The organism is Tabrizicola sp. (assembly GCF_051645465.1).
Taxonomy (GTDB): domain Bacteria; phylum Pseudomonadota; class Alphaproteobacteria; order Rhodobacterales; family Rhodobacteraceae; genus Tabrizicola.
Genome location: NZ_JBOFBI010000217.1, coordinates 24,924 through 49,153, shown reverse-complemented (window position 1 = coordinate 49,153; position 24,230 = coordinate 24,924). Strand labels below are relative to the sequence as shown.

The 24,230-nt window shown below is 63.7% G+C and carries 19 protein-coding genes; 9 read left to right on the top strand and 10 right to left on the bottom strand.

Translation table 11 applies throughout. The annotated features are described in order from the left end of the window. The first annotated feature begins 104 nt into the window (after nt 1-104). Both tssH and ACRCSW_RS14195 read left to right on the top strand, forming a co-directional pair. Nucleotides 105-2,816, top strand: coding sequence for a type VI secretion system ATPase TssH (tssH, locus tag ACRCSW_RS14200; RefSeq protein WP_438706075.1), 2,712 nt, complete (start codon nt 105-107; stop codon nt 2,814-2,816). An 11-nt stretch (nt 2,817-2,827) separates the two neighbouring features. Further along, a complete protein-coding gene (locus tag ACRCSW_RS14195; protein WP_438706073.1) occupies nt 2,828-3,238 on the top strand; it encodes a DUF6484 domain-containing protein in 411 nt (136 codons plus the stop codon). A 277-nt stretch (nt 3,239-3,515) separates the two neighbouring features. Here ACRCSW_RS14195 and ACRCSW_RS14190 read toward each other — a convergent pair whose 3' ends face one another. From ACRCSW_RS14190 to ACRCSW_RS14155, 8 genes are all read right to left on the bottom strand, one after another. Beyond that, a complete protein-coding gene (locus tag ACRCSW_RS14190; protein ID WP_438706072.1) occupies nt 3,516-4,199 on the bottom strand; it encodes a hypothetical protein in 684 nt (227 codons plus the stop codon). Nucleotides 4,200-4,202: 3 nt separating this feature from the next. Beyond that, nucleotides 4,203-4,997, bottom strand: a complete 795-nt coding sequence (locus ACRCSW_RS14185; RefSeq protein WP_438706071.1) for a hypothetical protein — start codon at nt 4,995-4,997, stop codon at nt 4,203-4,205. After that, nucleotides 4,994-6,019 (bottom strand): DUF4150 domain-containing protein, encoded by a 1,026-nt coding sequence (locus tag ACRCSW_RS14180; RefSeq protein ID WP_438706069.1) that lies wholly within the window; start codon nt 6,017-6,019, stop codon nt 4,994-4,996. Before ACRCSW_RS14180 ends, ACRCSW_RS14185 begins: the two co-directional genes overlap by 4 nt. After that, nucleotides 6,016-7,116 carry a 3-oxoacyl-ACP synthase gene (locus tag ACRCSW_RS14175; protein ID WP_438706067.1) on the bottom strand — a complete coding sequence of 367 codons (1,101 nt, stop codon included), beginning with the start codon at nt 7,114-7,116 and terminating at the stop codon, nt 6,016-6,018. Before ACRCSW_RS14175 ends, ACRCSW_RS14180 begins: the two co-directional genes overlap by 4 nt. After that, the gene (locus tag ACRCSW_RS14170) at nt 7,109-8,173 is read right to left on the bottom strand and encodes a DUF2169 family type VI secretion system accessory protein (protein WP_438706065.1); all 1,065 of its coding nucleotides are present in this window, start codon (nt 8,171-8,173) and stop codon (nt 7,109-7,111) included. The genes ACRCSW_RS14175 and ACRCSW_RS14170 overlap by 8 nt, the downstream gene beginning before the upstream one ends. Nucleotides 8,174-8,204: 31 nt before the next feature. Then, nucleotides 8,205-9,476: a hypothetical protein gene (locus tag ACRCSW_RS14165; RefSeq protein WP_438706063.1), complete on the bottom strand. Its 1,272-nt coding sequence runs from the start codon at nt 9,474-9,476 to the stop codon at nt 8,205-8,207. 200 nt (nt 9,477-9,676) lie between these two features. Then, nucleotides 9,677-11,920 (bottom strand): glycosyltransferase, encoded by a 2,244-nt coding sequence (locus ACRCSW_RS14160; RefSeq protein WP_438706061.1) that lies wholly within the window; start codon nt 11,918-11,920, stop codon nt 9,677-9,679. Further along, nucleotides 11,917-14,136, bottom strand: coding sequence for a hypothetical protein (locus ACRCSW_RS14155; RefSeq protein WP_438706059.1), 2,220 nt, complete (start codon nt 14,134-14,136; stop codon nt 11,917-11,919). Before ACRCSW_RS14155 ends, ACRCSW_RS14160 begins: the two co-directional genes overlap by 4 nt. 83 nt (nt 14,137-14,219) lie before the next feature. Between ACRCSW_RS14155 and ACRCSW_RS14150 the strand changes: the two genes are divergently transcribed. The 3 genes from ACRCSW_RS14150 to ACRCSW_RS14140 are packed head-to-tail and all read left to right on the top strand — an operon-like array spanning nt 14,220 to nt 15,639. Then, nucleotides 14,220-14,705, top strand: a complete 486-nt coding sequence (locus tag ACRCSW_RS14150) for a hypothetical protein (RefSeq protein ID WP_438706057.1) — start codon at nt 14,220-14,222, stop codon at nt 14,703-14,705. Nucleotides 14,706-14,761: 56 nt separating this feature from the next. Beyond that, on the top strand, nt 14,762-15,052 hold the full coding sequence (locus ACRCSW_RS14145) for a hypothetical protein (RefSeq protein WP_438706055.1): 291 nt from the start codon (nt 14,762-14,764) through the stop codon (nt 15,050-15,052). Beyond that, on the top strand, nt 15,052-15,639 hold the full coding sequence (locus ACRCSW_RS14140) for a hypothetical protein (protein WP_438706053.1): 588 nt from the start codon (nt 15,052-15,054) through the stop codon (nt 15,637-15,639). The genes ACRCSW_RS14145 and ACRCSW_RS14140 overlap by 1 nt, the downstream gene beginning before the upstream one ends. On the opposite strand, the gene ACRCSW_RS14135 is transcribed toward ACRCSW_RS14140, so the two are convergent. Both ACRCSW_RS14135 and ACRCSW_RS14130 read right to left on the bottom strand, forming a co-directional pair. Beyond that, complete coding sequence (locus ACRCSW_RS14135) at nt 15,636-17,621, bottom strand: hypothetical protein (protein ID WP_438706052.1); 1,986 nt, start codon at nt 17,619-17,621, stop codon at nt 15,636-15,638. The two genes, ACRCSW_RS14140 and ACRCSW_RS14135, sit on opposite strands and share 4 nt — an antisense overlap. Nucleotide 17,622: 1 nt before the next feature. Further along, nucleotides 17,623-19,698 (bottom strand): caspase family protein, encoded by a 2,076-nt coding sequence (locus ACRCSW_RS14130; RefSeq protein WP_438706050.1) that lies wholly within the window; start codon nt 19,696-19,698, stop codon nt 17,623-17,625. A 185-nt stretch (nt 19,699-19,883) separates the two neighbouring features. On the opposite strand from ACRCSW_RS14130, the gene ACRCSW_RS14125 reads away from it, so the two are divergent. The 4 genes from ACRCSW_RS14125 (at nt 19,884) to ACRCSW_RS14110 (ending at nt 24,224) form a co-directional block, all read left to right on the top strand. After that, nucleotides 19,884-20,594 carry a hypothetical protein gene (locus ACRCSW_RS14125; RefSeq protein ID WP_438706049.1) on the top strand — a complete coding sequence of 237 codons (711 nt, stop codon included), beginning with the start codon at nt 19,884-19,886 and terminating at the stop codon, nt 20,592-20,594. 92 nt (nt 20,595-20,686) lie between these two features. Continuing rightward, complete coding sequence (locus ACRCSW_RS14120; protein WP_438706047.1) at nt 20,687-22,069, top strand: cytochrome ubiquinol oxidase subunit I; 1,383 nt, start codon at nt 20,687-20,689, stop codon at nt 22,067-22,069. Further along, nucleotides 22,066-23,079 carry a cytochrome d ubiquinol oxidase subunit II gene (locus ACRCSW_RS14115; RefSeq protein WP_438706046.1) on the top strand — a complete coding sequence of 338 codons (1,014 nt, stop codon included), beginning with the start codon at nt 22,066-22,068 and terminating at the stop codon, nt 23,077-23,079. The genes ACRCSW_RS14120 and ACRCSW_RS14115 overlap by 4 nt, the downstream gene beginning before the upstream one ends. Nucleotides 23,080-23,309: 230 nt before the next feature. Then, nucleotides 23,310-24,224: a UTP--glucose-1-phosphate uridylyltransferase gene (locus tag ACRCSW_RS14110; RefSeq protein WP_438706044.1), complete on the top strand. Its 915-nt coding sequence runs from the start codon at nt 23,310-23,312 to the stop codon at nt 24,222-24,224. Nucleotides 24,225-24,230: the final 6 nt, after the last annotated feature.

Here is a 24,230-nt window from a genome sequence, read left to right as displayed (position 1 = left end):
TTCGCCTTGATCAGAATTCCAAGTTAGATTGCCCTTGCGGAACGAGCCTGCGTCTTTCCGTTCTGATGAGCAAGCATATTCAAAACCGGTAAAGGGCAAGGATTATGGCCCCTCGTGGCAGTACCGAGACGATCAAGCGCAAAGAGCTTGTCGGGAAGCTCAACCCCCTTTGCCTGAAGGCGTTTTCAGCGGCGGCGCAGGCGGCCAAGGCGCGTGGCAACCCGTATGTCGAGCTGGTCCACTTCATCGAAGCGCTGCACCATTCGGCGCGGTCGGACTTCGAGATCCTGTGCGCTTCGGCCGGGGTCGACGCCTCGCGGATGGCCGTCGACATTACCCGCGCCGTCGACGCCCTGCCGCACGGGGCCGGGTCGGTCGAAGAGTTTTCCGACCACATCTTCCGGGCAATCCAGGATGGCTGGACCTTCGGCAGTCTCGAATTCGGCGACGATGTCGTGCGATCTGCCTACATCCTGCTGGGCGCGCTGAAGGTCCCGGTGCTGGAGGGGCTGCTCTTCAAGATCAGCCTTGAGTTCGACAAGATCGACCCCTCGGCGATGGCGACCCAACTGGGGGACCTTCTGGCCGAGTCGGTTGAAGGCGCAAAGGCCGAACCCGAAGCGGCGACCAAAGCCAAGCAGGCGCCGGGAGGCAAGACTGCGCTTGACCAATACGCGACAAACCTGACGGAACGGGCCCGCGCGGGGAAGATAGACCCCGTGATCGGTCGCGACCCGGAAATCCGCCAGATCATCGACATCCTGATGCGGCGGCGGCAGAACAACCCGATCCTGACGGGTGAGGCCGGGGTCGGAAAGACCGCGGTGGTCGAAGGCTTTGCCTTGCGTCTGGCGCGGGGCGATGTGCCGCCACAGTTGAAGGCGGTGGAGCTTCACATGCTGGACGTGGGCCTGATGCAGGCCGGGGCGTCGGTGAAGGGCGAATTCGAGAAACGCCTGAAGCAGGTTATCGACGAGGTCCAGTCGTCGGAAAAGCCGATCATCCTTTTCATTGACGAGGCCCATACCTTGATCGGCGCCGGGGGTGCTGCGGGGACCGGGGATGCCGCGAACCTGCTGAAGCCGGCGCTTGCCCGGGGCGAGCTTCGCACTGTCGCGGCGACCACGTGGTCCGAATACAAGGAACACATCGAGAAGGACCCCGCTCTGACCCGCCGCTTCCAGGTGGTGAAGGTCGAGGAGCCGTCGGAAGAAGCCGCCGTGCGGATGCTGCGCGGTGTGGCGGGGGTTCTGGAAAAGCACCACAAGGTCGAGATTCTGGACGAGGCGATCGAAGCGGCGGTGGCGCTGTCGCACCGCTATATCCCCTCGCGCCAGTTGCCGGACAAGGCGATCAGCCTTCTTGATACCGCCTGCGCCCGCGTGGCCGTGTCGCAGCACGCCACCCCGGCCGAGGTCGAGGATATCGAACGCCGCCTTTCGTCATTGGAGGTCGAACAGGGGATCATCGACCGCGAGGAGGCAATCGGCATCGAGGTGACCGAGCGCAAGGCCGAGGTGGAGACCGCCCTGACGAAGGCCTCCGAGGAGCTTGAGGCCGCAACCGCCCGCTGGGACGCCGAGAAAGCCCTGGTCGAGGAGGTGCTTTCCCTGCGCGCCACCCTGCGCGGGGCGGGCTCGCCAGTCGACGATACCGGCGCTACGGGCGACACACCGCCCGAGGGGTCGGAAGAAACCGCCGAGCCCGAGGCCCTGACGCCCGAGGCGCGGGCAGAGATGCTGACCACGCTGCGCGCCCGGATGGCCAGCCTGGCCGAGGCGCAGGGCGAACGGCCGCTGATCCTTCCGGCCGTGGACCGGCTGGCCGTGGGTGCCATCGTCCAGGACTGGACCGGCATCCCGATGGGCCGGATGCTCGCCAGCCAGACCGAACGCGCCTTGCAGCTGGCGGGTACGCTGTCCGGGCGGGTCGTGGGCCAGGACCACGCGATGGGCATGATCGCCAACCGCATCCAGACCTCTTACGCCGGCCTTGGCGCGCCGGAAAAGCCCATCGGCGTCTTCATGCTGTGCGGGCCCTCCGGCGTCGGCAAGACCGAAACCGCGCTGGCCCTGGCCGAGACGCTTTATGGTGGCGAGCAGAACCTCATCTCGATCAACATGAGCGAGTTCCAGGAGGCGCATACGGTCTCGACCCTGAAAGGCGCGCCGCCCGGCTATGTCGGCTACGGCAAGGGCGGCATCCTGACCGAAGCGGTGCGACGGCGGCCCTATTCGGTGATCCTGCTGGACGAGGTGGAAAAGGCCCATCCGGACGTGCACGAGATCTTCTTCCAGGTCTTCGACAAGGGGATGATGGACGACAGCGAGGGGCGGAGGATCGACTTCAAGAACACGCTGATCCTTCTGACCTCGAACGTGGGTTCGGAAGAGATCATGGCGATGACCGAGGACGGCAAGTCGGGTGCCGATCTGGAGGAGCTGACCGCATCCTTGCGCGCGCCGCTGCTGAAGGTCTTCCCGGCAGCGCTTCTGGGCCGGGTGGTCACGATCCCGTACTACCCGCTGTCCGACGCGATGATCGAAGCGATCGCTGGCCACAAGCTCCGCGGCATCGCCCGGCGGCTGGAGGCGGGGCATGGTGCAGAGCTTGTCGTGGGCGAGGGTGTGATGGAGACGATCAAGGCGCGCTGCATCGAGATCGAATCCGGTGGCCGGATGATCGACGCGATCCTGACGAACACGCTGCTGCCCGAGCTTTCCCGTCAGGTCCTGAACCGCAAGCTTGAGGGCGCCGGGCTGACCCGGGTGACGGTCACCGGCTCGGACACCGGGTTCGAGTATGCCTTTGAATAGGAGGATGCGCGATGCATGACGGAACCTTGCTGACCGGCCTGACTGGCGTCCAGAAGGTCCGGATCACCGAGATCGGCCCCGACGGCCGCGCGCGGGTGATGCTTCCGATGACCCACGGCGCCGACAGCCTCTTTGCCCGGTCGCTGGTGCCCGTCGGTCCCTCCTCCATTGGCCGGGACGCGGCGGTGGTCATGATGGAGGGCGAGCCGCTGATCCTGGGGCTGATCCAGCCCTTGGCTCCGGAGGTCGAGGCGGACGGCGAGAAGCTGGTCCTGGAGGCCCGCCGCGAGGTGACCCTGCGCTGCGGGAAGGCCTCGATCACGATGACGGCGGACGGAAGGGTGACGATCCGGGGGACCCAGGTCCTCAGCCGGTCGGACGGTCCGAACCGGGTGCAGGGGGCGTCGGTTCAGTTGAATTGAGAATGGGCACGGTGCCCAGATTTGCAAGTTATTGATAAGTGGTTGTTTGTCTGTCTTCTGTTAGCCTTATGTTAACTTCTGGACCGACCGCAAGCACACGCGTTTCCCACCTCGGAAGGTGGACAAGCAAGGGTTCGAAGGGTCGATCAGCCGTGTGGAACGGCAAGTATACATCTGACGGCGGACGGATGGGTGGCGATCCGCAGATGGGATCGTCATTGGGTCTGACGGGCCAATCGGCGTATGGGGCGGGTGCGGGAATGGCAAGCAAACTGGCTCAACCCATCTCGGTTTCGTCCAGCACAAACGGATTGCCGTCGCGGCGTTCCCTTTCGACGAAGCGTTCCAGTTGCCGTAGCGCTTGGGCCGGGTCGTACACTACGTCCTGCATCAGAGCTTCCGGGGACACTGAGTCGCCTTGCGGAAATCGGTCTGCGAAGATGTCGACGACCGGCGGCCCTTCGACTGTCCAACTGTGTGTTTGCTCTAGTCGGGCCACCATAGCCTCCCACCAAGCAGTATAAGGTACAGATGGCTTGACGACATGCATCGCAAGGTTATGCATCCACACCGCTCGGTCCGCCTGCTCCGGGTTGTCGCCGCGTCCCGACATAGCATCGTTCAGGATCGTCATTGCCGCGACCATCGGACCGCGTACTGGACCACGCCAGTCGTCGTCAGGAGGAAAAAAATACGCGCAGCGCCAGCCTGGTGCCATGTCTGCCCAGGCCGCCGCCAGATAGTCGCGCATCTGGCGGTCCGCATCAAACGGCGCGAATCGGGCGCGAATCCACTCGGCCGAACCTATCGCGAGCGCGAAGTTCGCATTCTTTGTCAGGCTCAGCAGGCGGTCATGTGTGTCAGCTGGAAGAAAATAGAAGTGGCTCAGGTAGTTTGGCTCGTCCCAGGCAAAGTCGATCGCATGCGGCGGACCAAGTGCGCCATCTGGAACGATTGGCATGGCTCACTGTCCAACCTGATAGGGCAGACCAGAGTACGGTTCGGCAAGCCCCTGTGCGACCAGTGCCTCGGGTGGCTGAAGCAGTGGATTGTCTGCTGGTACGACCTTGCGCATATCCTCAGCCGCAAGTGTAGCAAGGTCTGCTCCGGCAAGACTCTGTCGGAGGTCAAGAACACCCAGTGGCAGGGGAGTACCATGATTACGCAACGCTTCGCGCTCCCAATCGGCGCGGGTCGGAAACTCTTGCAGGACCGGTGCCGTCGGGTTCGGGTTCGGAGCGATCTCGCCGAGCCGGTCGATGAAGCCTTTGATCCAGCCGTCCACCGTTATGGCGTTCTCCTTCCCACAGACGTGCCGAGTCAAGTTGACCACAAAGGCAATGTCAGCGACTGGAGAAGTAGACAAGAAGAAGCCGTTGCTGCGCCGAATTGCTTCGAAGAAGAAGAAAGGAACTGTCCGCCGCAGCGCAAGGACCCTGTCTGGGTTCTCTTCGATATCAGCAAGGGTTATGCCGAAGGGCTTGGGGTAACGCCAATCAAATTGGTAACAGAAGATTTGCTCGCTCAGAGCGTTGTTCAGATTAATGTTCATCACCTGCACCATGCGCCGCGACATCAATCCGGTGCAGCCGATGTAAAGAAGGTAGAGCCCGCACGATGTCGTGTAGCTCAGCTCCTTCTGCAACGGCGTGAAGTCCGCGACGGGCCCGATGTGTTCAGTGGGTCCCCGCCACACCATCTTTTCGGCATCCGTTAGCGGAATGAGCTCGGGTAGAAAGCGGATTGAGTCCAGGGTCATACGGGTGAGGCCTCCGGTTTCGGCGGACAGGCACTGCGGGTTCCAGTGCCATTGCCGTTGCACAATTCGATGTCCATGCACTTGCAGGCATGGGCCAGAACCTTCTGGCAGTTCGTGCAGGCATCGTCACGCGGCTTGGGATTGCCGGCTTGATGCCATTCGATAGCCATGATCATCTTTGCCCGGGGCGTTATCGGGCCGATCGAGTCAAGGATGCAAGGCTCTGAATGAGCGTGAAAGCCGCCACGCGGATGTTCGTAGGGTTCCTCTCCGGCACAGATCGCTGACGGAATTTTTTTCTTGCCATCATCGCCGTCGATCAGGTCATCGTCTGTCGAATCAGCCGGCCCGGCCAATCCATCGCTAAAACGCCGTACAAGGCCGCTCGAAGTGCCGCCGACAACGCTTGCTGGACCAGCTCCGGTGACTAATGCATGTGAGATAGTACCGCTGCCGTTGAACCGTTTCAGCGCCGCACGTTGTTTGTCGGTAATGTCGGTCTTCGGGTCATTTGCAAAGGCCTCGACTGCCTTGAAGTCTGCGTTGTTGGCCGCCTTCAGCGCTTCACAGGGATCGTCCACGTTGATCAACGCGACGTCCAGGGCTGCCACACTGATGCTTAGCCCCCCGTTGGTCGGGTTCGAATGGTTCGTTGTTGTAAGGTCGGTAAACCGCTCCGCACCGCCGCCCTCCAAGATGACATCGAAGGAATAGGCCGCAAATTCAAGGTGACCAGTTATCTTGTGACTGACCACTCCGGCGCCGAAACTGTTCGTTGCTGGCTCGTCTCCGGTGATCTTGGAATACTTGGAGCCATTCTTCTTCCCCGCCTCCTTGCCCTTGACGAAGACGCTGGTGCAGCCATCGGTGGTGTCCGATGCCATCCCGAAGTTCGGATACGGAATCGGCAGCGGCCCAGCCGGGGGCGGGGGCGGCGACAAGCACACATCAGGCATTGCGGCGATTGTCTTGTTGGGGGTCGCCTTGCCCGAGACCTCCAGTCCGTTGGCGAAGACGCTCATCCTGTCCCCCGCATCTCGGCGGTCACGCAGACGCGGCGGCCGTCGTCTTCGCCTGCAAAACACAAGGCGCGGTTCTGGGGGAGGAGCCCGGCGCGGCCCATCTCGAAGGCCCAGGCAAGCTGGGTGGGCATCAGGGCGGCGCCGATCTCGCCTGCATACTCGATCAGGTTCCAGTGCTCGGTATAGCCGCGCGGACGGCGGGAGCGGCCTTCGGGGGGTACTCGGTCCAGGCGCATCAATGCCATCATCTGCTCCTTGAACTTGAAATGCTCGCCGTTCAGATCACCAATCAATGCGGGGAAATCATAGAACGGAATCCCCGTCACGGCCAGTGCGGAACGGATGGCGCGGGTCAGGCCTTCGCCAGTCACCGCCTGTTCGCGTGAGCCGCCGTCGCGGCCGGGCTCGACGCCGGTGCCCATGCCGGTGAGGGCAAGCTCGGGCCCGTCGATCGTGCCGGTGCGGGCGACGAGGATCGCGGCTCCGGCCTCGCCCACCGTGAAGCCCGAGGTATTGGCGCCGCAGAGGAGGCGGCTTTTGGCGATGTAGTGCTCGACGATGACCTGGCGGAGGAGGCTTTCGGCGCCTACCAGGATCTGCAGCGGATAGCGGTCGGACTGGCGGGCGGCGGTGGCCAGAAGGTGCGGCAGGCCGGAGCGGCCGCCTCCGACGACGCCCGAGCCTTCGGGGAGGGGGCGGCCGAGCTTGCGGGTGAGGTCGCGCATCACGATGGCCTCGAGGTCGGGGGGGCGGCCGGGGCGGTCGTTCGGGGCCACGGTGACGAGGATCGGGATCTCGGTCGCCGGGCGGCGCAGGTCTTTCGGCATCAGGGTGCCGATCTGGGCCAGGCATTCCTCGATGGGCGGGGTGGCAAGTTCGGCGACGAAGCCGGGGCCTTCCCACCACTGATGAGCGGCCACCCGGAAGCAGGAGAGGTTAGCGCCGATCGTCGGGTCCCAGAGGTTGCCGATTTCCGAGCCGATGATCTGGCCGCGGATACCCGCGATCGTCGAGGGGCCGTCCGGCCCCAGTGCCGACCAGATGCCGTAGCCGACAACCGAAAGCCCGGGGGCGATGCCGCGTTCCTTTTCAGCCATCGGGACCTCGCTGGATGCCGCCCGGCCAGTGGTTTGCGCCGTCGAGGAGGCGTTCGCTGATCACGGCGCGGGCGAATTCGAAGAGGTCGCGCTCGGCGGTGATCCGGGTGCGCCAGGTGAGGCACATCCGCCGCTCTTCGGGCAGGAAGAGCACGGTGTCGAGATTGGCGATGCGCTGGGTGATGCGGCCGGACTTGCGTTCGAAGACGACGATGATCTGGAGCCGGGGAATTTCGCCGCTGAGGCGGCCTTCGGGGGAGAGGTTCACAAGCTCGATGGGCTCGCCGCCCAGAGGATAGGGGATCTGCTGGTCGGGGGCGGTGGACTGGAAGTAGCGGTCGTCGAAGTCCATCGGCAGGAGGGGCACGCGGTTGTCGATCCATTCGTCGTCATAGGTGCCGCCGAAGCTGCGGCGAGGCAGCCAGCTGCGGCCGATCGGGCCGAAGGCCATGGGCTGGAAGCCGCCATTCGGCGAGACGGCGTCCATCCCGAATTCCGAGGTCTGGGCGAGGGGCAGGCCTTCGCGGTCCAGGGAGTTCGGGTAGTAGCCAAGGCCTACCGGATTCTCGCCGTAGGTCTTGGCCATGGCGGGATCGTCCGCCTCGGGATCGACTCCGCCATAGGCGTGGTCATAGCCGATGTCCTGGATGACGACGGGGCGCTTTTCCGAGGGCATGTGACCCGCGGCGCCCTTGAGCCAGATGCGGCTGCCGTGGGCGGTGAACTTCTTCGCCCATTGCCCGAGCCGGATGCCGACATCGATGGTGGTGGCCGGTTCGCCCCGGGGCGCGTGGGCGCGGGCGTGGCAGAGGACATCGCAGCGCGGTTTGAAATGGGCGAAGTCGGTCTCGAAGACGGTCGCGTCCCAGGCCGGGTCGGCGCCGAAAACGTCGGCCTCGAACAGCGGCAACTGGATCGGGGCGATCAGTGTCGGTGCGCCGCGGACGTCCGAGAGGGCAAAAGTCCCCTTTGTGACAAGCACGATCTGCTCGTGCCCCTGTTTGTCGAGGGCAAGGGTAAAGTTGGCGGCGAATGGGGTGGTGTTTTCCAACCTCATGCCGTTCCCGTCCCATACTGGAGCCTTGTCGTCACCACTCGCGCGTGAACCCCCTTGGCAACGGGATGATCCTGCCGCGCCAGTTCGGCAGCGGCGCGTCGGGGCTGCGGGTCGCAAGTTCCAGGGCGACGGCCCGCTGGTCAAGCTGGTAGATCGCGGTCGCCTCGATCGGCGGTTGGATGGTCCAGGCCGCCACGCCAAGCAGGAAGCGGGTCTGGGGTGCGAAACGGGCAGGGTTCGCGGCCAGCCAGCGGGCAAGCTTTTCAGGGTCGGGCCAGTAGAGCTTGGCCTCGATGAAGCTTTCCTGCGGGCAGGCGGCGACGACCGGGTCGTCGGGGTCATCGGGGAAGGTGTCCAGTTCCAGCGATTCCGCGCTCAGCTTGGCGCCCGTCATCAGGCAGAAGGCAGCACCTGCCACCCGGGAACGCGTGGGCTCGGCCATCTGGCGCAAAAGCCAGTCCAGCGTGTCGGCCGAGCCGAGGGCACCCGTCGCGACAATGCCCCAACGTTCGGTCTCGCGCTGCGACATGAGCCGGGCAATGGCTGCGCGGGCGGATCGGTCATCAAGAACCAGAGGCAGAAGCTCTGCGGTCATCCGGGCGATGGCGGGTGGAGTTTGCGGCGTGACGAGCTTGGACAGGACCCCTGGCGCCGCCCGCCGGTCGCCAAGCAAGGCCGCCGACCATGATGCCCAGAACCGCAGGGTTTCATCCCCGGCAGACTCGGCCAATCTTGCCAGCTCTGGCGCAAGGTCTGCACGACCGAGTTCGGCTGCAAGCCGCATTGCCCGGGCGGCGACTTTGGGGTCCCGGTGGGACAAAAGCGGCTGCAGATGACCCTTCGGGTCGACGCGGCGCGAACCGCAGACGTCAAGCGCAATCCATGTGGCCATGGGGTCGTTGCCGCCGATCCAGTCGCGCATGCGTTCGGCCAGGGTTTCGGGTGTACACCACGCAGCCGCAAACCCCAGCGCGGCGACCTGATCCCAGAGCAGCACATCCGGCGGGGCGAGCTTTGCAAGCTTGATATCGGGTCGGGCATGGAGGCACAGATGGAAGGCCGTGAAGACCTCGCCGAACTCGGCTGCGATGGCCAGGTTTTCGAGCGCGAGCTCAAGCCCCACGTCCCGCCCGATCACCAGGGCATCGAGATGGCCCCCTAAGCGGCATTCGAGGTCGAAGAGTTCGATCAGGCGGAAGTTCGGGCCATCCTGTCCAAGCCTGAGCTGCGACGCGACAAAGGCCGCGTTCTCTGCGTGAAGCCGCAGGATTCGCCGGTTGATCAAAGGCGCATTGCAATTCATGAAGAAATGTTCCCGCAAGGCCAGCGCTCTGGCAGCTTAGACCATGATGCCCCATTTCCAAGCATCGGTTTCGGTACTTGCCGCCAATGTCGAGTCATGGGGTCCCGCATGCGGACGTCTCGGCGGCGGAAAGGAGGCTAAACCCGGCGGAAAGGGCGCACGGCGTCGAAGGATCGTCACCTCGACCATGGCCTTGGTCCCTAAGTGTAGCCAAGGTCGGCTGCCAAAGGCGCGGTGATTGCACGAACGGGGTCTTCCCACGGCTGGACCCGGATCGCGGCAGCGTCCGGCCCGATGAACCCGTCCGCCCCCCGCAGAACTGGAGTGTGCCAAAGCCCGATCAGCCTTGGCCTGAGTGCGCCAGCCCCCTTTGCCAGATCTTCCGACCGCACCTCGGCATAGGCTGCGTTGCGATCGGCGGCCCATTGCCTGGCCAGGGCAATGTCGCGGGTCCAGGCAGTGGCACGGCTCCGTTCAATGCTGCGCTGGACGCCGTGGCCGTGGAGCCTTGCAGGATGCGTCACGACGTTCAGCACCGGGCGCATGCGGGTCATCTGAACGAGCGATCCGGCGCCGACCCTGCCGATACGAAGCCCCGGCAGGGCGGCAAGGATTTTCGCCTCGGCATCGGGCGCGGTTTCGGCGCCCAGAAGATAAAGGTCGGCGCTTTCCGGAAGCGGGGCCGCATCGGTTGAACGGCGGGGCGCGAAGAACGGCAGGTTTCGGACCTCGATGCCGGCGGCACCGGTGAAAAGCGACGGATCGGGTTCGACGATGTCAAACAACCGCGCTGCCATGCGATTGCTGTGCCAAAGCCGGGCGCAGTTGTCCGGCAGGAAGACGCGGGCGTAGTACTGCGACCGCAGATGGTCCAACGACAGGCCGGGATAGTGCCGCAGCATCAGGGTCTTGTCGGCGATCTTGCGGGGCTCGCGTGTCACGGTGTGGCCGGCTGTTCGCCACCACAGGCCAAGGTCGGCGTCGCTGCGAAACAGGCGTTGCTTGCGATTGTGTTCCCGCATACGGACGCGGGCGGTCATTGTCTTGGTAAACGTATCGGGGTCGTGCTGTTCGTCTTCGAAAAGCGGCACGAAAAGATCTTCGGCGCAATCGAAGGCGATCCGGCCGTCCGCATCGGCTGCAGCCAGGCATTCCGCCAGACTTTGATCTTCGGGCGGGTCGATGAATTCGTCGGCATCCGCGTGAAGTACCCAACCGGGCGGCAGGGAGGCGACGACTTCCTGCTTGAGTGCAAGCTGCCGTTGCAGGTCAAAGAAGCCGGTCCACCGTTCGTCGATGATCTTCGCCACGCAGCCAGCGCGGCGCGCTTCGGCGATGGCCCGGCTGTTGTCTGTGGAACCGTGATCGATGGCGATTATGGCGCAACCTAGGGATTCGAGATGGTCAAGGGCTGCGGCCAAAGTCGCGCCGGCATTGCGGAATGCGAGGATGGCTGTCACTTGTGCCTGAGCCTTGACCACCCGAACCGGCGCTGCGGGAATTGCGCCTGCCGTGATCGGCTTCAGCCGCGCGGCGAGATCGGCCTGCAGCTTCGGGCTGTTCGCAATGGTCAGGCCGAGCTTCTTGTAGACCCAACGTCGACGGCGCCATTTGTCGGGATCGGCCACCGCGACGACTTCTTCATGTTTGTGCAGGTTCAACCTGAGCAGCGCCGGAAGCGCCCGTATCGGAATGCGCCGGTCACGGATCAGTTGCAGGCTCATGTCGAGGATGGGAAACCCTCGCCGAATGCCGGGTCTGGTCTCGGCTGCAAAGGAATGGGCATAGCGCCACCAGGGGGTTTCTTCGCGGAAAAGCAGTGTCTGCGGCAAGGACAGCTGCGGGCCTTCCGCCAGAAGAGCCACCATCAGATACCAGTCATACGCGTGGAACGGGCGCGTTGGGCACGCCGTTTTCAGCGTGGTCGTCCGCATGAGGCCGTACATCCGCGTGCCTCCGGGCCTTACCAGATAGCGGCGGACCCGCCCGGCCGCATCGCCCTTGAGGAACCCAAGGTCGGGGACGGCCCGTTCCGGAGGTCCGACAAAGGCGGCCTGTGGCAATGCCGACAAGGCTGCCGGAGCGGCGTTCAGGGCGCGCGACGTCTCGGCCAGGAAGTCCGGATGCCAGTAGTCATCGCCGGCGAGCCAGGCGAAGTAAGGCGTTTCGGCCTGGTCGAGCGGTACGCGGAAGTTCATGAAACCCAGTTGCTTTTTCTGCCGGACAAGGCCGATCCGGTCATCCTTGGCGGCGGCGGCTTCTGCGATCCTGGCTGTACCGTCAGACGAGCAGTCGTCGCTGATGATCAGCCGCCAGCCGCCAAAGGACTGGGCGCGGACCGAGTCGATGGCCCGTTGCAGGGTGCGTTCGTTGTTGAAGACTGGCATCCCCACGGTCACTTGCGCGTCGGCAGTCGCGGTGATGGTGGAACGGGTTTCGATCATCCGGTGGCCTCGGTCGGAAGCGGTCGGAAAGGCAGGGTGCTCGCTTTGCGGGTCAGAGCCAGGCCTTCAAGGAACCAGGCCGTCGCTTCGGCGCCATTCTGCGGACGGGCTGCAGTACACGCCGCAGCCAGCCTTGCACGGGTCGACCATAGCAAAAGAGCGTCCAGCTCGCGGCGAATCGCGTGCACGTCGCTTGCACGGGCGGAAAGTGCGAGCCCCCGCAGTGCTGCGTATTCGGCCCGCAGCCACTGTTCGTCCTGTTCCGGATGATCGTTGGCGACGAAGAGCGTGGGAAGGGCCGCGGCGATGTTTTCGTGAAACGTGTTGTAGCCGGCAGCGGCAACCGCAAAGTCGAATGCGGCCAGATGGCGGGCGATGGGAAAGGTATCCAGCACCCGGACGTAAGCGGGCAGCTTCTGGTGGGCCTCGGAAATCCGCCAGCGGGCAAAGATCACTTGCAGGTCGGGGCGCGGTCCCGACGGAGCGGCCAGATCAAAGACCATCTGCGAGGCGGCGTCCAAATCGAAGTTGTTCCCGGAGCCAAGCTGCAAAAGGACCGCCGGCCGATCGGGGTCAAGGCCAAGCAAGGTACGGGCGGTTTGCCGGGACAAGGCTTCGTCATGGTCGAGGAACCGGATGGGTGGCACCAGGACGGCCGACGCACTTAGCGGGACCGTCAATCCCCGGTCGACCGGTGCGGCAAGCTCACCCGGTTCGATGACCACGTCGAATGCGTCGGTTCTGGTGAGATTGTCCGCGCCCACGTCGGGTCGCCACAGCGGGCGACGCTGCCAGACCCGCCATATCTGCGGCTTGGCGCGCAAAGCGGACAGCATGCCGTCGTAAGGGACATTGCCGTCGAAAACGAACACGTCCGGGCAATGATAGTTCAGAATTTCCGTCAGCTCGGCTTCAAGCTTGGCAGCCCAGACGCCCGGCTTGATGTCCAAGGCCCGGTGGTAGGGAAGGTAGTCCACGGCGATGCCCTCGTCACGGACGACAGCAAAGGCTTTGCTCATTGTCACAACCACGGGCACGACACTGCTGGACAGCCGTCGCGCAGACGCAAGGCAGCGGGCAAGATGCCCCATGCCGATGCCGTTCGAGGTGAGATAAAGTATGCGGGCCCCGGCGCCGCCGTCGTTGACCGTCGCCGAAGCCGGTCGGCTTGACGGGGCGCCGATCATCGCTGCGACCCGTGCAACGGCCTTTGCCGGGCCATAGCGCTGCGACACCATCTTTATCGCGCGGGACGACAGCTCTGCCCGGCCCTTGGGGTCTTTTTCCAGCCGTCGGACATGGCCGAGAACCTCGGTCGGCGCACAGTAGATGGCAGCATCCCCGAACAGGTCCTGGAAATCGGGCGGCAGCAGACAGACAAGACCCGTGGCCATCGCCTCGAGAACGGAACGCCCGAAAGCTTCGGTCCAGGCCGTTCCATGGAAATACGAGAAGTAGTCCAGCGAGCGGAGAAAGTCGCGGACCGGCATGGAGCCAAAGGGGTAAACCTCCCAATTCTCGGGCCGTGGCCCGACGACCTGGTCAAGCGCGTTGGAATAGCCAAGCAGCCTGACAGAAACGTCTGGCGCGGCGGGGTAGGCGGCAAGAAACGTCTCGCGGTCATCGGGCCACTTGTCGGGCTCGGGCCTGCTGTGACGACCTATTACCGGACGGGCGCGCGGCAGGCGACCCTGACGGGGCTCTGTCCATTCCTTGGCGTCGATGACGTTGACCCAGTCATCGGCAGTGAGCGGGGGAGGGGAGGGCAATCGTTCGAGAGTACGCCGGACCTTGGGCCCGACCGGCGCCCAGATCGTCGGGCCGAACAGGGCCGTCACAAGCGCATGTACCGTGTCGGTGTCATATTGCACTGTGCCAGCGGCATCGACCACCGGGTGATGCGCAATCAGCAATGTGATGCGGCCGGTGACTTTTGGCGGAACGACCGGGAGCACGGCAAATGCTGCCGGATGATGCAAAAGCACCAGCTCGGCGGCGACATGTTCGCCCTGCGGCACAAAGCGGGCCGTTCCGCTGTCGGCAAGGGCGCGGATTTCAGGGTGGATCGACCGCCACTTCGAAAGCGGCCCGGTTGCAAGCGACAAGAGGCCCAAGCGGTACCCCGCCGCTGCCAATGCGCGCGCCTCGGACGCGATCGACGTGGAAGTTCCCCCAGGGAAGCGGAAATCGCCGGCAATCAGGATGTCTACATGCATTCTTGCAGCATCTCATGTTAGGGGTATCATCATCAGGGCACAAAATACGTTTCGATTCCATAGGATAGAAGGCTACCCGACGGATGTTGCAACGGATATCGGCAGCAATTGCGGCAGGTCGGCGCAGTGTCGCCCTCGCCAGCGACAAAACGCGTCAAGACCCGCACCGGGCGAGTTCCGTTCACCCAAGCTGGGCGCTGATCTGCTTTGGCGAACCAGAGCGGGTTACCGCCCGTCTTGTCGCGCATCTGGCCAGATGCCGGGCGCGCCAGCTTCGCTGTCTTTTCCTGTCGGACGACATTCCCCAGATGTGCGTCGTTTCGCGGGATATCGTGTTCGAGTTTCTGCCCTGGCCGGCCAGCACTGCACTTTCCACTCCGGGTGGGTTTGCCGGGGCGGTAGACCACAGCTTTCGCCGCCTGTCCCTGACCATGACCTTCTGGCAGGTCATCGGTGCCGATTGGGAGGGCGACCGGGCCCGGGAGCTTCTTGATCTGGCGCCGGGCTGGGCGCATCCGGTGGTTCGGGCTGCACGCGCAGTAACGGCGACTCCTTCTCAAATCCTCTAATGCGTGTTACCAATTGGTGGACAGTTGGTTATCTCTTGGCAAAATGTTGAGGAACCATGGCGACTATTTCAAAGCTTGCATTGTTCTGGAGAGCATTTTTCGCAGTCCTTCTTGGCGGGTCCATGGTGGCGGCGGCAAGTCGGTCCGAGGTCGAGGCCTGGCAGTCAGCGGTAAGCTCGAACACGGCCGACGGCTATTATCAGTACCTTAGCCTCTTTCCGGCAGGAGATTACGTGGACGAGGCGATTGCTGCGCTGGCGCGGCTTGGTGCCTTGGGTGCCCCCCGGAACATCGGTCCCTCGAACCCCACGGGGTCGGGCGGCCCCAGCGGAGGAGCCACGTATTGATGCGCACCGATCTTTTTCAGACCCGCGGTCCGGCCGGTCTTCTTGCCTTTGTCCTGGTGCTGGTCGGCTGCGTGGAAGGGTCCGGCCGACCTGACGGCCTATACTACAGTCCGCCACAGTCGACCGGGCAGGAAACCGTCTCGACTGCGCTTAGCCCGGCCGAGGTGGCAAAGGCCCTTCAGGCGGCGGGGTTGGGGGATGTCAGACTGATCGGCGAAAGCACGGTCCGGCTGGGATCGAAAGACCCTCGTCTGGTCGACTGCGGGATGATAACGCAGGTTGCGTTGGGCAACGTAGCGGACGTCCCGGGCAATGCGCCGAAGGCCGTGTTCATCGAAGGCTTCGTCAGTCCCGAAGGGCTTATCGAGCGCGATGTCAGTTCGGTGTCGGAAGTGCGGCTTACGCGCCTTGCGGACGGGAGCGGCTATGCGATCGACGAGAGACACAAGGTAACGCGGCGCTATGATGCTGTTGCGTCGCCGGCGCGGTCGACTAGTTCGGTGTCGTTCGACGAGATGTCAGAGGCGGCATTTCCGAACAAGACGTCCTGCCGCTCGTCCGGCTACGTCGCAAACCTGCTTCGCTAGGTTTCGTCAGGGGCATATCCCCAGACCGAGTTTGCAGTTTCATGCAGCACTTCCGCGCGTGCCTTGGAGATCGGACCAAGCCCAGCAAAGGCCTGTGCTGCGGCATGCCAAAGCGAACGGGACGGGATCGGGGACAGCATGCGCTTCAGGGCCCGGCTTTCGTCGGCCGACCAGACTTGTATTGCGGTGCCTGTCTGCTGCGAAAGGGCCTCTGACGCCGCCGCAAGTTCCTTTTCCAGTGCCGCGCCGGTCTGCCCAGCCAGCCGCCGAAGACGCGCCGGGGACATATCTTCGCCTGTCCGGGCCAGAAGGGCGCCGATGATCCAGTGTTCGCCAAAGTTGGCGTCGCGGCCCAGGGTCGCCAGGAGCAGCGGGATGCCGTGGCCAGCATCCGCATAGCCCTCACGCAACGCCTCGGCAGCGCTGGACGGCGGTGGAAGCTGGCCAAGAACGATCGGCAGGATGGCTGCAGGCGCGGCGCCCGGATCGGTCATCAGCTGCTGCGGCGTTGTCACGCGGACGCCTCGCGGTCGGGGAAGGCCGGTGACGGCACAGGTCGACATGTAGCCCAGAACCTTGCATTCTGCGACAAGGGCCGGGTCGGGAACATGCCTTGCTGCGTTCGGGCCAAGGGATACGCCACGATCTAGCACCAGGCAAAGCGGACCACCGATTTCGCTGCCCATCTTCTTTGCCGCTGCAGTTTGCACCTGCGGAAGATCGACGGCAAGCACAGCCTCGGCCACCTGAGACAGATCGGGCGAGTGGGCCGGATCCTTGGCAAGATCGACAAGGTTATCCTTGGCCGAGGCGTTCCCAAGCGCCGCTCCGACACGGAAATGCCAGATCGCGGGTCGCACGCTGGCCCATGCATCTGCATTGCGCAAATTCAGCACGCCCAGGTTCCTGTGCGCCGCCGGATGATCCAGAGCGGCGGCCTGTTCCAGTACCCCTCGCGCAACCGCATCGTCGTCTGCCGATGTGGATGATTTCAGTAGCTGATAGCCCAGCCCGTCGATCTTGTTCGCAGAGCGAGTAGACGACAGCAGGTTTCCAGCGGAAAGCAGGTGGGACTTCTCGGCATCGAATTCGATCAGCAACGGGCCGCCTTTGTCGGCAATACCTGCGGCGAGCGTCCGCAGGGCTTCCTCCAGAAGCTGCCAGTTCCAGCTCGGCTCGCCACCAGTTCGGATTGGCCCCCGATGAAACTGCGGAACGATCCTTTCCGACCATAGGCGAGCGACTGCGTCGTAATCGTTCACCAGACGCGGGTCCCAGTCAGGCCATATGTCGGGGATCGATACGCCAAGCCTTGATCCGTAGAGCATCCAGCGCCCATTCGGCGCATGCCGCCCGATCGTACACCAGCTTTCCACCAGCCTGCCGATGTCGGCATCCCACGGCGACGGGGACTGAAGGTGCTTGCGTGCGGCCATTTCCGCCAGGCTGCGCATATATACCATCTCGCGAAGTCCGGCCCGGAAAGCATGAAAGGCGGTTGCTGCCGGATTCGTGACTGCAAGGCGTTCGGGCATCGTGATCAGGGCGGACTTCCCGGGCCGGACGCTGCCGATGTCGTGGTCCAGCGACAACGTACCGTCCGGAGCGGCCTCATGGGTCCGCATCTCATGAATCAGCGCCTTCGGCCAAAGCTTCACGCTGCCGTTGCCGGTCCATAGCCCGTTCACCGGATTCAGCGACGACCAGTCCAGCCGAAAATCCCCGGTCAGAAGGTACTGTGGCACCGGTACCTGGGTCAGAGCTTCACTGACCCGCGTATCCGCGTCGACCGTCACCACCCAGTCGCCCGGAACCGCCGCGGCCGCGGCCTTGTGGCAGGCATCGAGGCCCTTGACCCCGTGAACCCGCGAAACGCAACTGAACTTGTCCTTCAGATCAAGCCAGTTCCGGTCTGCCCAAGGCTCATCATAAGACAGAAACACTACCGGGAAGTCACCCAGCCGAGGCGGTTCTACCGCCAAGTCATTCGCTGACAAGGTTGAAGTCCAGCAGTCCGTACTGGTCGATCCAGTCGGCAGCGATCTTCTCGCCGCTGGCCTTCTCTTCTGCGGACATCTGGCCCGTGATCTCGGCGATCCGGGCTTCGGCGTCCGCCAGCTCTTTCTTGGCGTCCTGGGTGTCGCGCAGGATGGCCGCCTCGCGCGCAATGATGTAGTTGGCGTAGGCCTCGGCCAGGTTGCCGCCGCCCTGGAAATCTTCATCGCGCAGAACGTCGCCAATCAGAATGTAGGCCCCCAGGAAGTTGCGTTGGGCCGACAGCCGGAAGTAGGCAAGCGCAGTCTTGAGGTCTTGCTTCACGCCCCAACCATCCTGGAAGGCCCGACCCAGCTGAAAGGCCGCGTACGGGTTGCCCGCATCGCTTGCCTGAACCAGCCATTTGATGCCGACGTCGGTATCCTTCTCGGCGCCGTTGCCGCGCATATGTGCCATGCCGATCATGTTCACGGCATCCGAGCTGCCGAGGACAGCCGCCTTCCGGTAGTATTCGACCGCGAGTGCATAATCCACTTCCACACCCAGGCCCTTGCGGAAGAAATCGCCATAGGCCACCAAGGCATCCCGATCGCCGTTCTGCAGCGACAGCCACATCCAGCGCATCGCTTCGGGATACGACTGCTGAACGCCCCAGCCCTCGCGGAAGAAAACACCGGTTACCAGCTGTGCTTTGGGCGAGCCTTTCAGCGCCCCGGTTCGCGCGGCTTCGAACGCACGCTTGTAGTCGGGTTCGACGCCAATGCCCTGCCGGTAAAAGGCCGAGATGGCCATGTAGGCCGAAGGGTTGCCCAGCTCGGCCGCGCGCTCATGGTAATGCAGCGCCTCTTCAAAGCGGTTGGCAAGGCGCAGCACACGCGCGAGGTGGTTCACCAGACGGCCATTCTCGGGATCAGCCGTCACCGCCTCGACACAGGCCCGCAATGCGGCGCGGGTGTTTACCAGATCATGCGGCACCGGCTCGGTCACGGCCATGACGTCGCCGAACCCGGTCGCCAGGATGTCACAGGCGGTTACGTCAGCCATCAGCCCGTCAGGAACTTCGCGGCCCGGGCCTTCCACCTCGATCTCCATCAACGGAAAATCGGGGTCCGCTTCGGTCTCGATCTGGACGAGTTGCCGCTTTGCGACCTCGGCAAGCTCGTCCTGGGGGAAAAGCTCGAGGAAAAGCTCGAAATCGCGAGGATCGGCACTTTCGGCAATCGTCAGCCAGGCAGTCGTTGTGAGATCGATCTCCCGGCCTTCAACCATTTCGGTCAGCACTTCGGGTGCAGCGTCATTGCGCGGGCTGATCGGAATGGGGGTCTTGCTGTTGTCGATGTACCAGGGGGTCTGTTCCCCGCCGGTTGCCAGGCGCACCCTTGCGCGGACCAGACGCAGAACGTCTCGGATATCCTCCTCCGCGCCGTCGATCGCTGTGGCAAGCGCTGCCGTATAGGGGCTGTTCGTGCCTGCCCCGTCGAAGGCCAAAGCCCCCGGCGCGGTCGAATAGGCGATGATGGTGTTGGGGGGCGCATCGACCAGGGCCAGACCCGTGCCGCTGGCGCTTTCACCCGGCAAGGGCGAGTTGCGGCAGGCGTCCAGAATGACGACCAGACTGCCGGTGCCGATCGCATTCGCACGCGCGACGACTTCGTTGATCGAAATCGCCTGATCGCGCAGCGACCGGTCGCTGGCCGGGTTCAGGTCTGACGGGAGGATGAAGTTCTCTCCGCCCAGCTGGACCGCGTGGCCCGCGAAATAGACCAACCCGATGTCGGCGCCGGGCTGTTCGGCCTCGATCAGCTCGATCGCGCTTTCGATTTCGCCACGCGCGGCATTTTCCAGATAGTAGACCTTGAACCCCTTGTCGTTCAGCGACGCCGCGATGGTCCGCGAATCGTTCAGCGTGTTCTTCAGCGGAACGATCTGGTCGCTGTAGTAGGTGGACACACCCAGAACCAGAGCCCACCGTTCCTGGGCCGATATGGCACTGGCTGTGGTTGTGAAAGCCGCGCACAGCACGAGAAACCGGAGGGCGGCACAAAAGCGATGGTGTGTTTTCATTGGCTGACCCGAAAGCAGGCGTACGGTTGCGTCTTGGCAAAGATGGAACGTATCAATCGAACGCAAGCTAGCATATTCTTCGATCATCGCGTGTCAAAAGATCAGCTTGGTTCCTTATGGTTTGATTTTCATGGATCGCCCTGCGCCCAGAACCCTTGACCTGGTCGACCATACGAACGCCGACCATGCACCCGCAGATCATCCGCCTGCTGGAAGCGGCTTCGGCCAAGGGTTTTTCGGTCAGCCTGATCTCGAACGGGTCAAGGACCCTGCGGTTCTGGCAGAAGATCGCCCCGAATCTGAACAGCGCAATCCTGACCTATCACAATGAATTTGCCGAGCTTGACCATTTCAAGACTGTCGGCCGGATCCTGGCGGACCGCATGCCGATCCATGTGAACGTCACGATGCGGCCAGAGCATTTCGATCGGACGCTGGAAGAGGCGCAGAGCTTGCGTGAGGCGCTGCCAGGTGCCTCGTTCACGCTGAAACCGCTTCGCGTCGATTTCAAAGCGGCGCTTTTGGACTACACGGCAGATCAGATGCGGATCATGACCGACGGGATCGCTCCAACTGCCGCCCAGCATGGCTTGATGCCGCGGGAGACCATGACGGTCGAGCTGCCGGGCGGTGTGCGGCAGATGATGCGGACCACCGATTTCGTGCTGCGGGACGAAAACCGCTGGCGGGGCTATCGCTGCAACGCCGGGCTCGAATCGCTGCGGGTGACGGGCGATGGCACGATCACACGGGCTGTGTGTTCGGTCGGCAATGCGATCGGTCACCTTGAGGGCACGATCTCGTTGCCGACAGCGCCCATCGTCTGCACCGCCGAAATCTGTCCGTGCACCGCTGACATCTTCATCACCAAGGCACGCGGACGAAAGGGGCCTTAGGGCCAGCCAGCCGGTCAGGCGCGAACAAACGCCGCACCCCGGTGCAATTGTCCGGATGGCACCTATTTGCGAGATAGATCAAAGAGGTGATCATGGAAACGCTTCTTCTGTCACGCATCCAGTTTGCGGCGAACATCTCGTTCCACATCCTCTTTCCCACCATCACCATTGCGCTGGGGTGGGTACTCCTGTTCTTCCGGCTTCGGTTCGCCTGGACCCGCGATCCTAAGTGGATGGCGCTTTACATGTTCTGGGTGAAGGTCTTCGCGCTTTCCTTCGCGCTTGGCGTCGTATCCGGCATCACCATGAGCTTTCAGTTCGGCACCAACTGGCCGGGGTTCATGGAACGCGTCGGCAATGTCGCGGGGCCGCTGCTGGCATATGAGGTGCTGACGGCGTTTTTCCTGGAGGCGGTGTTCCTTGGCATCATGCTTTTCGGTGCCCGGCGAGTGCCGACGTGGCTGCACATCACGGCAACCGGGCTTGTCGCTTTCGGGACCACGATGTCGGCCTTCTGGATCATCGTGCTGAACTCGTGGATGCACACGCCACAGGGGTACGAGCTGCGCGACGGCATCGTCCATGCGACCGACTGGCTGGCTATCGTCTTCAACCCGTCGATGCCCTACCGGCTGACGCATATGCTGCTGGCCTCGGGCCTGACTGTGGCTTTCCTAATCGCGGGCATCTCGGCCTTCCGGCGGCTGATCGGCGACCGTGACCCTGCCGTTGATACAGGCCTGCGCTTCGGGCTGATCCTTGGGGCGGGGCTGATCCCGATCCAGATCTACGCGGGCGACATGCACGGGCTGAACACGCTGGAGCATCAGCCGCAGAAGGTGGCGGCGATGGAGGCGAACTGGGAGACGGGGCCGAACGTGCCGCTGGTCCTCTTCGCGCTGCCGGATGAGGAGGCCCGGACCAACCATTTCGAGATCGCCATACCGAACGGCGCCTCGCTGATCCTTCAGCACTCCCCTGACGGCGTCGTTCCCGGCCTGAACGATTTCGTGGCCGAAGACGGCACCGTGATGCACCCCCCCGTGGCGCCGGTGTTCTGGAGCTTCCGCGTCATGGTCGGCACCGGCATGCTGATGCTGGCGGTCAGCTGGCTTGGCGCGCTTCTCCTCTGGCGGCGCGGGGCGGGTGCCTTGCCCCGGCCCTTCCTTTTCGTGACCACCGGCATGGCGTTCTCCGGCTGGCTCGCCACGCTTGCGGGCTGGTACACCACGGAAATCGGCCGCCAGCCCTGGCTTGTGCAAGGCGTGCTGACGACCGAGGCCGCCGTGGCCGACGTGCCCGCGCCGATGGTTCTGGGGACGCTGCTGGCTTACCTCGCGGTCTATGCGGTGCTGCTGACGACCTATATCCTGGTGATCTTCTATCTGGCGCGGAAGGCCGCGAAGGGCGATGCCACGCCGGACGATCCGCGGATACCGCAGGTCGGCATCACGACATCGGGGGCGACGTCATGACCGAACTCTTCGCCGATCCTGCCGTCTGGCTACCCTTCACCTTCGCCGCCCTCATGGGCCTCTCGATCCTGATCTACGTCGTTCTCGACGGCTTCGACCTTGGCGTGGGGCTTCTTTTTCCCTTCGCCTCACCAGCCGAGAAGGACCGGATGATCGCCTCGATCGGCCCGTTCTGGGACGCGAACGAGACCTGGCTGGTGCTGGCCATCGGCCTTCTTCTGGTGGCCTTTCCGGCCGCGCATGGTGCCATCCTGACCGCGCTCTACCTGCCGGTCGCCGTGATGCTGGTCGGCCTGATCCTGCGCGGCGTGGCGTTCGAGTTCCGCGCCAAGGCGCCGCTTCGGTGGAAGCCGCTTTGGGACAACGCGTTCTTCACCGGCAGCCTGATGACGGCCCTGTCGCAGGGGTTCATGCTTGGCATGTATGTCATGGGGCTGGACTGGACGCTCTTCCACTTCGGCTTCGCGCTGGTCACGGCGGTGTTCCTGACGGTGGCCTACAGCTTTATCGGGGCCTGCTGGACGATCCTGAAGACCGACCACGATCTGCAGGTGAAGGCCGTGGATTGGGCGCGGGGCGGCATCTGGGGGGTGCTTCTGGGGATGGGGGCGATATCGCTGGCCACACCGCTCGTTTCGCCCCGGATCTTCGAGAAATGGTTCAGCTGGCCCGAAATCCTGCTGCTGGCGCCGCTTCCGGTGCTGTCGGCGGTCACTCTGGCGGCGCTCTGGTGGTCGCTGCGCCGCCTGCCGCATGACCTCGACCACTGGGCGTGGTTCCCGTTCGTCGCGGCAACGCTGCTGTTCATCCTCGGCTTCGGCGGGATGGCCTATAGCTTCTACCCCTTCGTCGTGCCCGACAAAATGACGATCTACCAGGCCGCCTCCGCGCCGGAATCGCTCTGGATCATCCTGATCGGCACGCTGGTCGTGCTGCCGATGATCCTTGGCTACACGATCCTGAGCTACACGATCTTCCGCGGCAAGGCGACGGGCCTCAGCTACGACTGAGCGCGCCCGGCAGCAGAAAATGCTGCATCTGCATTGCAACCTTGCCAGCGATTAGGGCGAACGCGCTGCGGATCGTCGGAAAACCCCGCAATCGGCAGCTTCCCGCCGTCCGTTACCGCCGGGCAGGCGGTCTTCCGTTCGCCGCATCGCAGCGCACTGGCGCTGTTGCAAAGCACGGATAACAATCACTGGTCGCAGATACCCCGATTAGAAACAATCAGGAGGCGCAATTGCGAGCCAGGATCACCACCGCCATCTTCCCGATCGCCGGACTTGGCACCCGGTTTCTGCCCGCGACCAAATGCATCCCGAAAGAGATCCTGACTGTCGTCGACAGGCCGCTGATCCAGTATGCGATGGACGAAGCCCGCGCCGCCGGGATTCGGGACTTCATCTTCGTCACAGCGCGGGGAAAGTCTGCGCTTGAAGACTATTTCGACACCAACCCGAACCTTGAGCATCAGCTGCGCAAGACCGGCAAGACCGACCTCCTGGCGGACCTGAAAGAGACCAACGTCGACAGCGGCCATCTGGTCTACGTCCGGCAGCATCAGGCGCTTGGGCTTGGTCATGCCATCTGGTGCGCCCGCCGAATCGTTGGCGACAAGCCCTTCGCGGTGATCCTGCCGGACGACCTTGTCGTCGCCGAAACGCCGTGCCTTGCGCAGATGATGGAGGTCTACGAGGAGTTCGGCGGTAACGTGATTGCAACAATGGAGGTCGCGCCCGAAAAGACCTCGTCCTACGGCGTTCTTGATGTGGTCGAGACGATCGGCCGGGTCCTTCGACCGACGGGCATCGTGGAAAAGCCAGCGCCCGGCACTGCGCCCTCGAACCAGGCGGTGATCGGGCGCTATCTTCTTACCCCCGCGATCATGCGCCACCTGAACGCCAAGTCCGTTGGCGCCGGGGGCGAGATCCAACTGACCGACGCCATCGCGCTGGAGCTGGCCCGGAAGCCGGGCTCGGTCATCGGTTGCCGCTTCGATGGCGTCCGGTACGACTGCGGGTCGAAGGCGGGGATGCTGAAGGCGATTGTCGCCATCGCGCTTTCCCGGCCCGATCTTCGTGACGAGTTCCGCGAGTTTCTGGCCACCGACCCGGCCACCGCGCCGCAGCATGCCGCCCTTGCGGCGGGCGAGTAGCGGGCG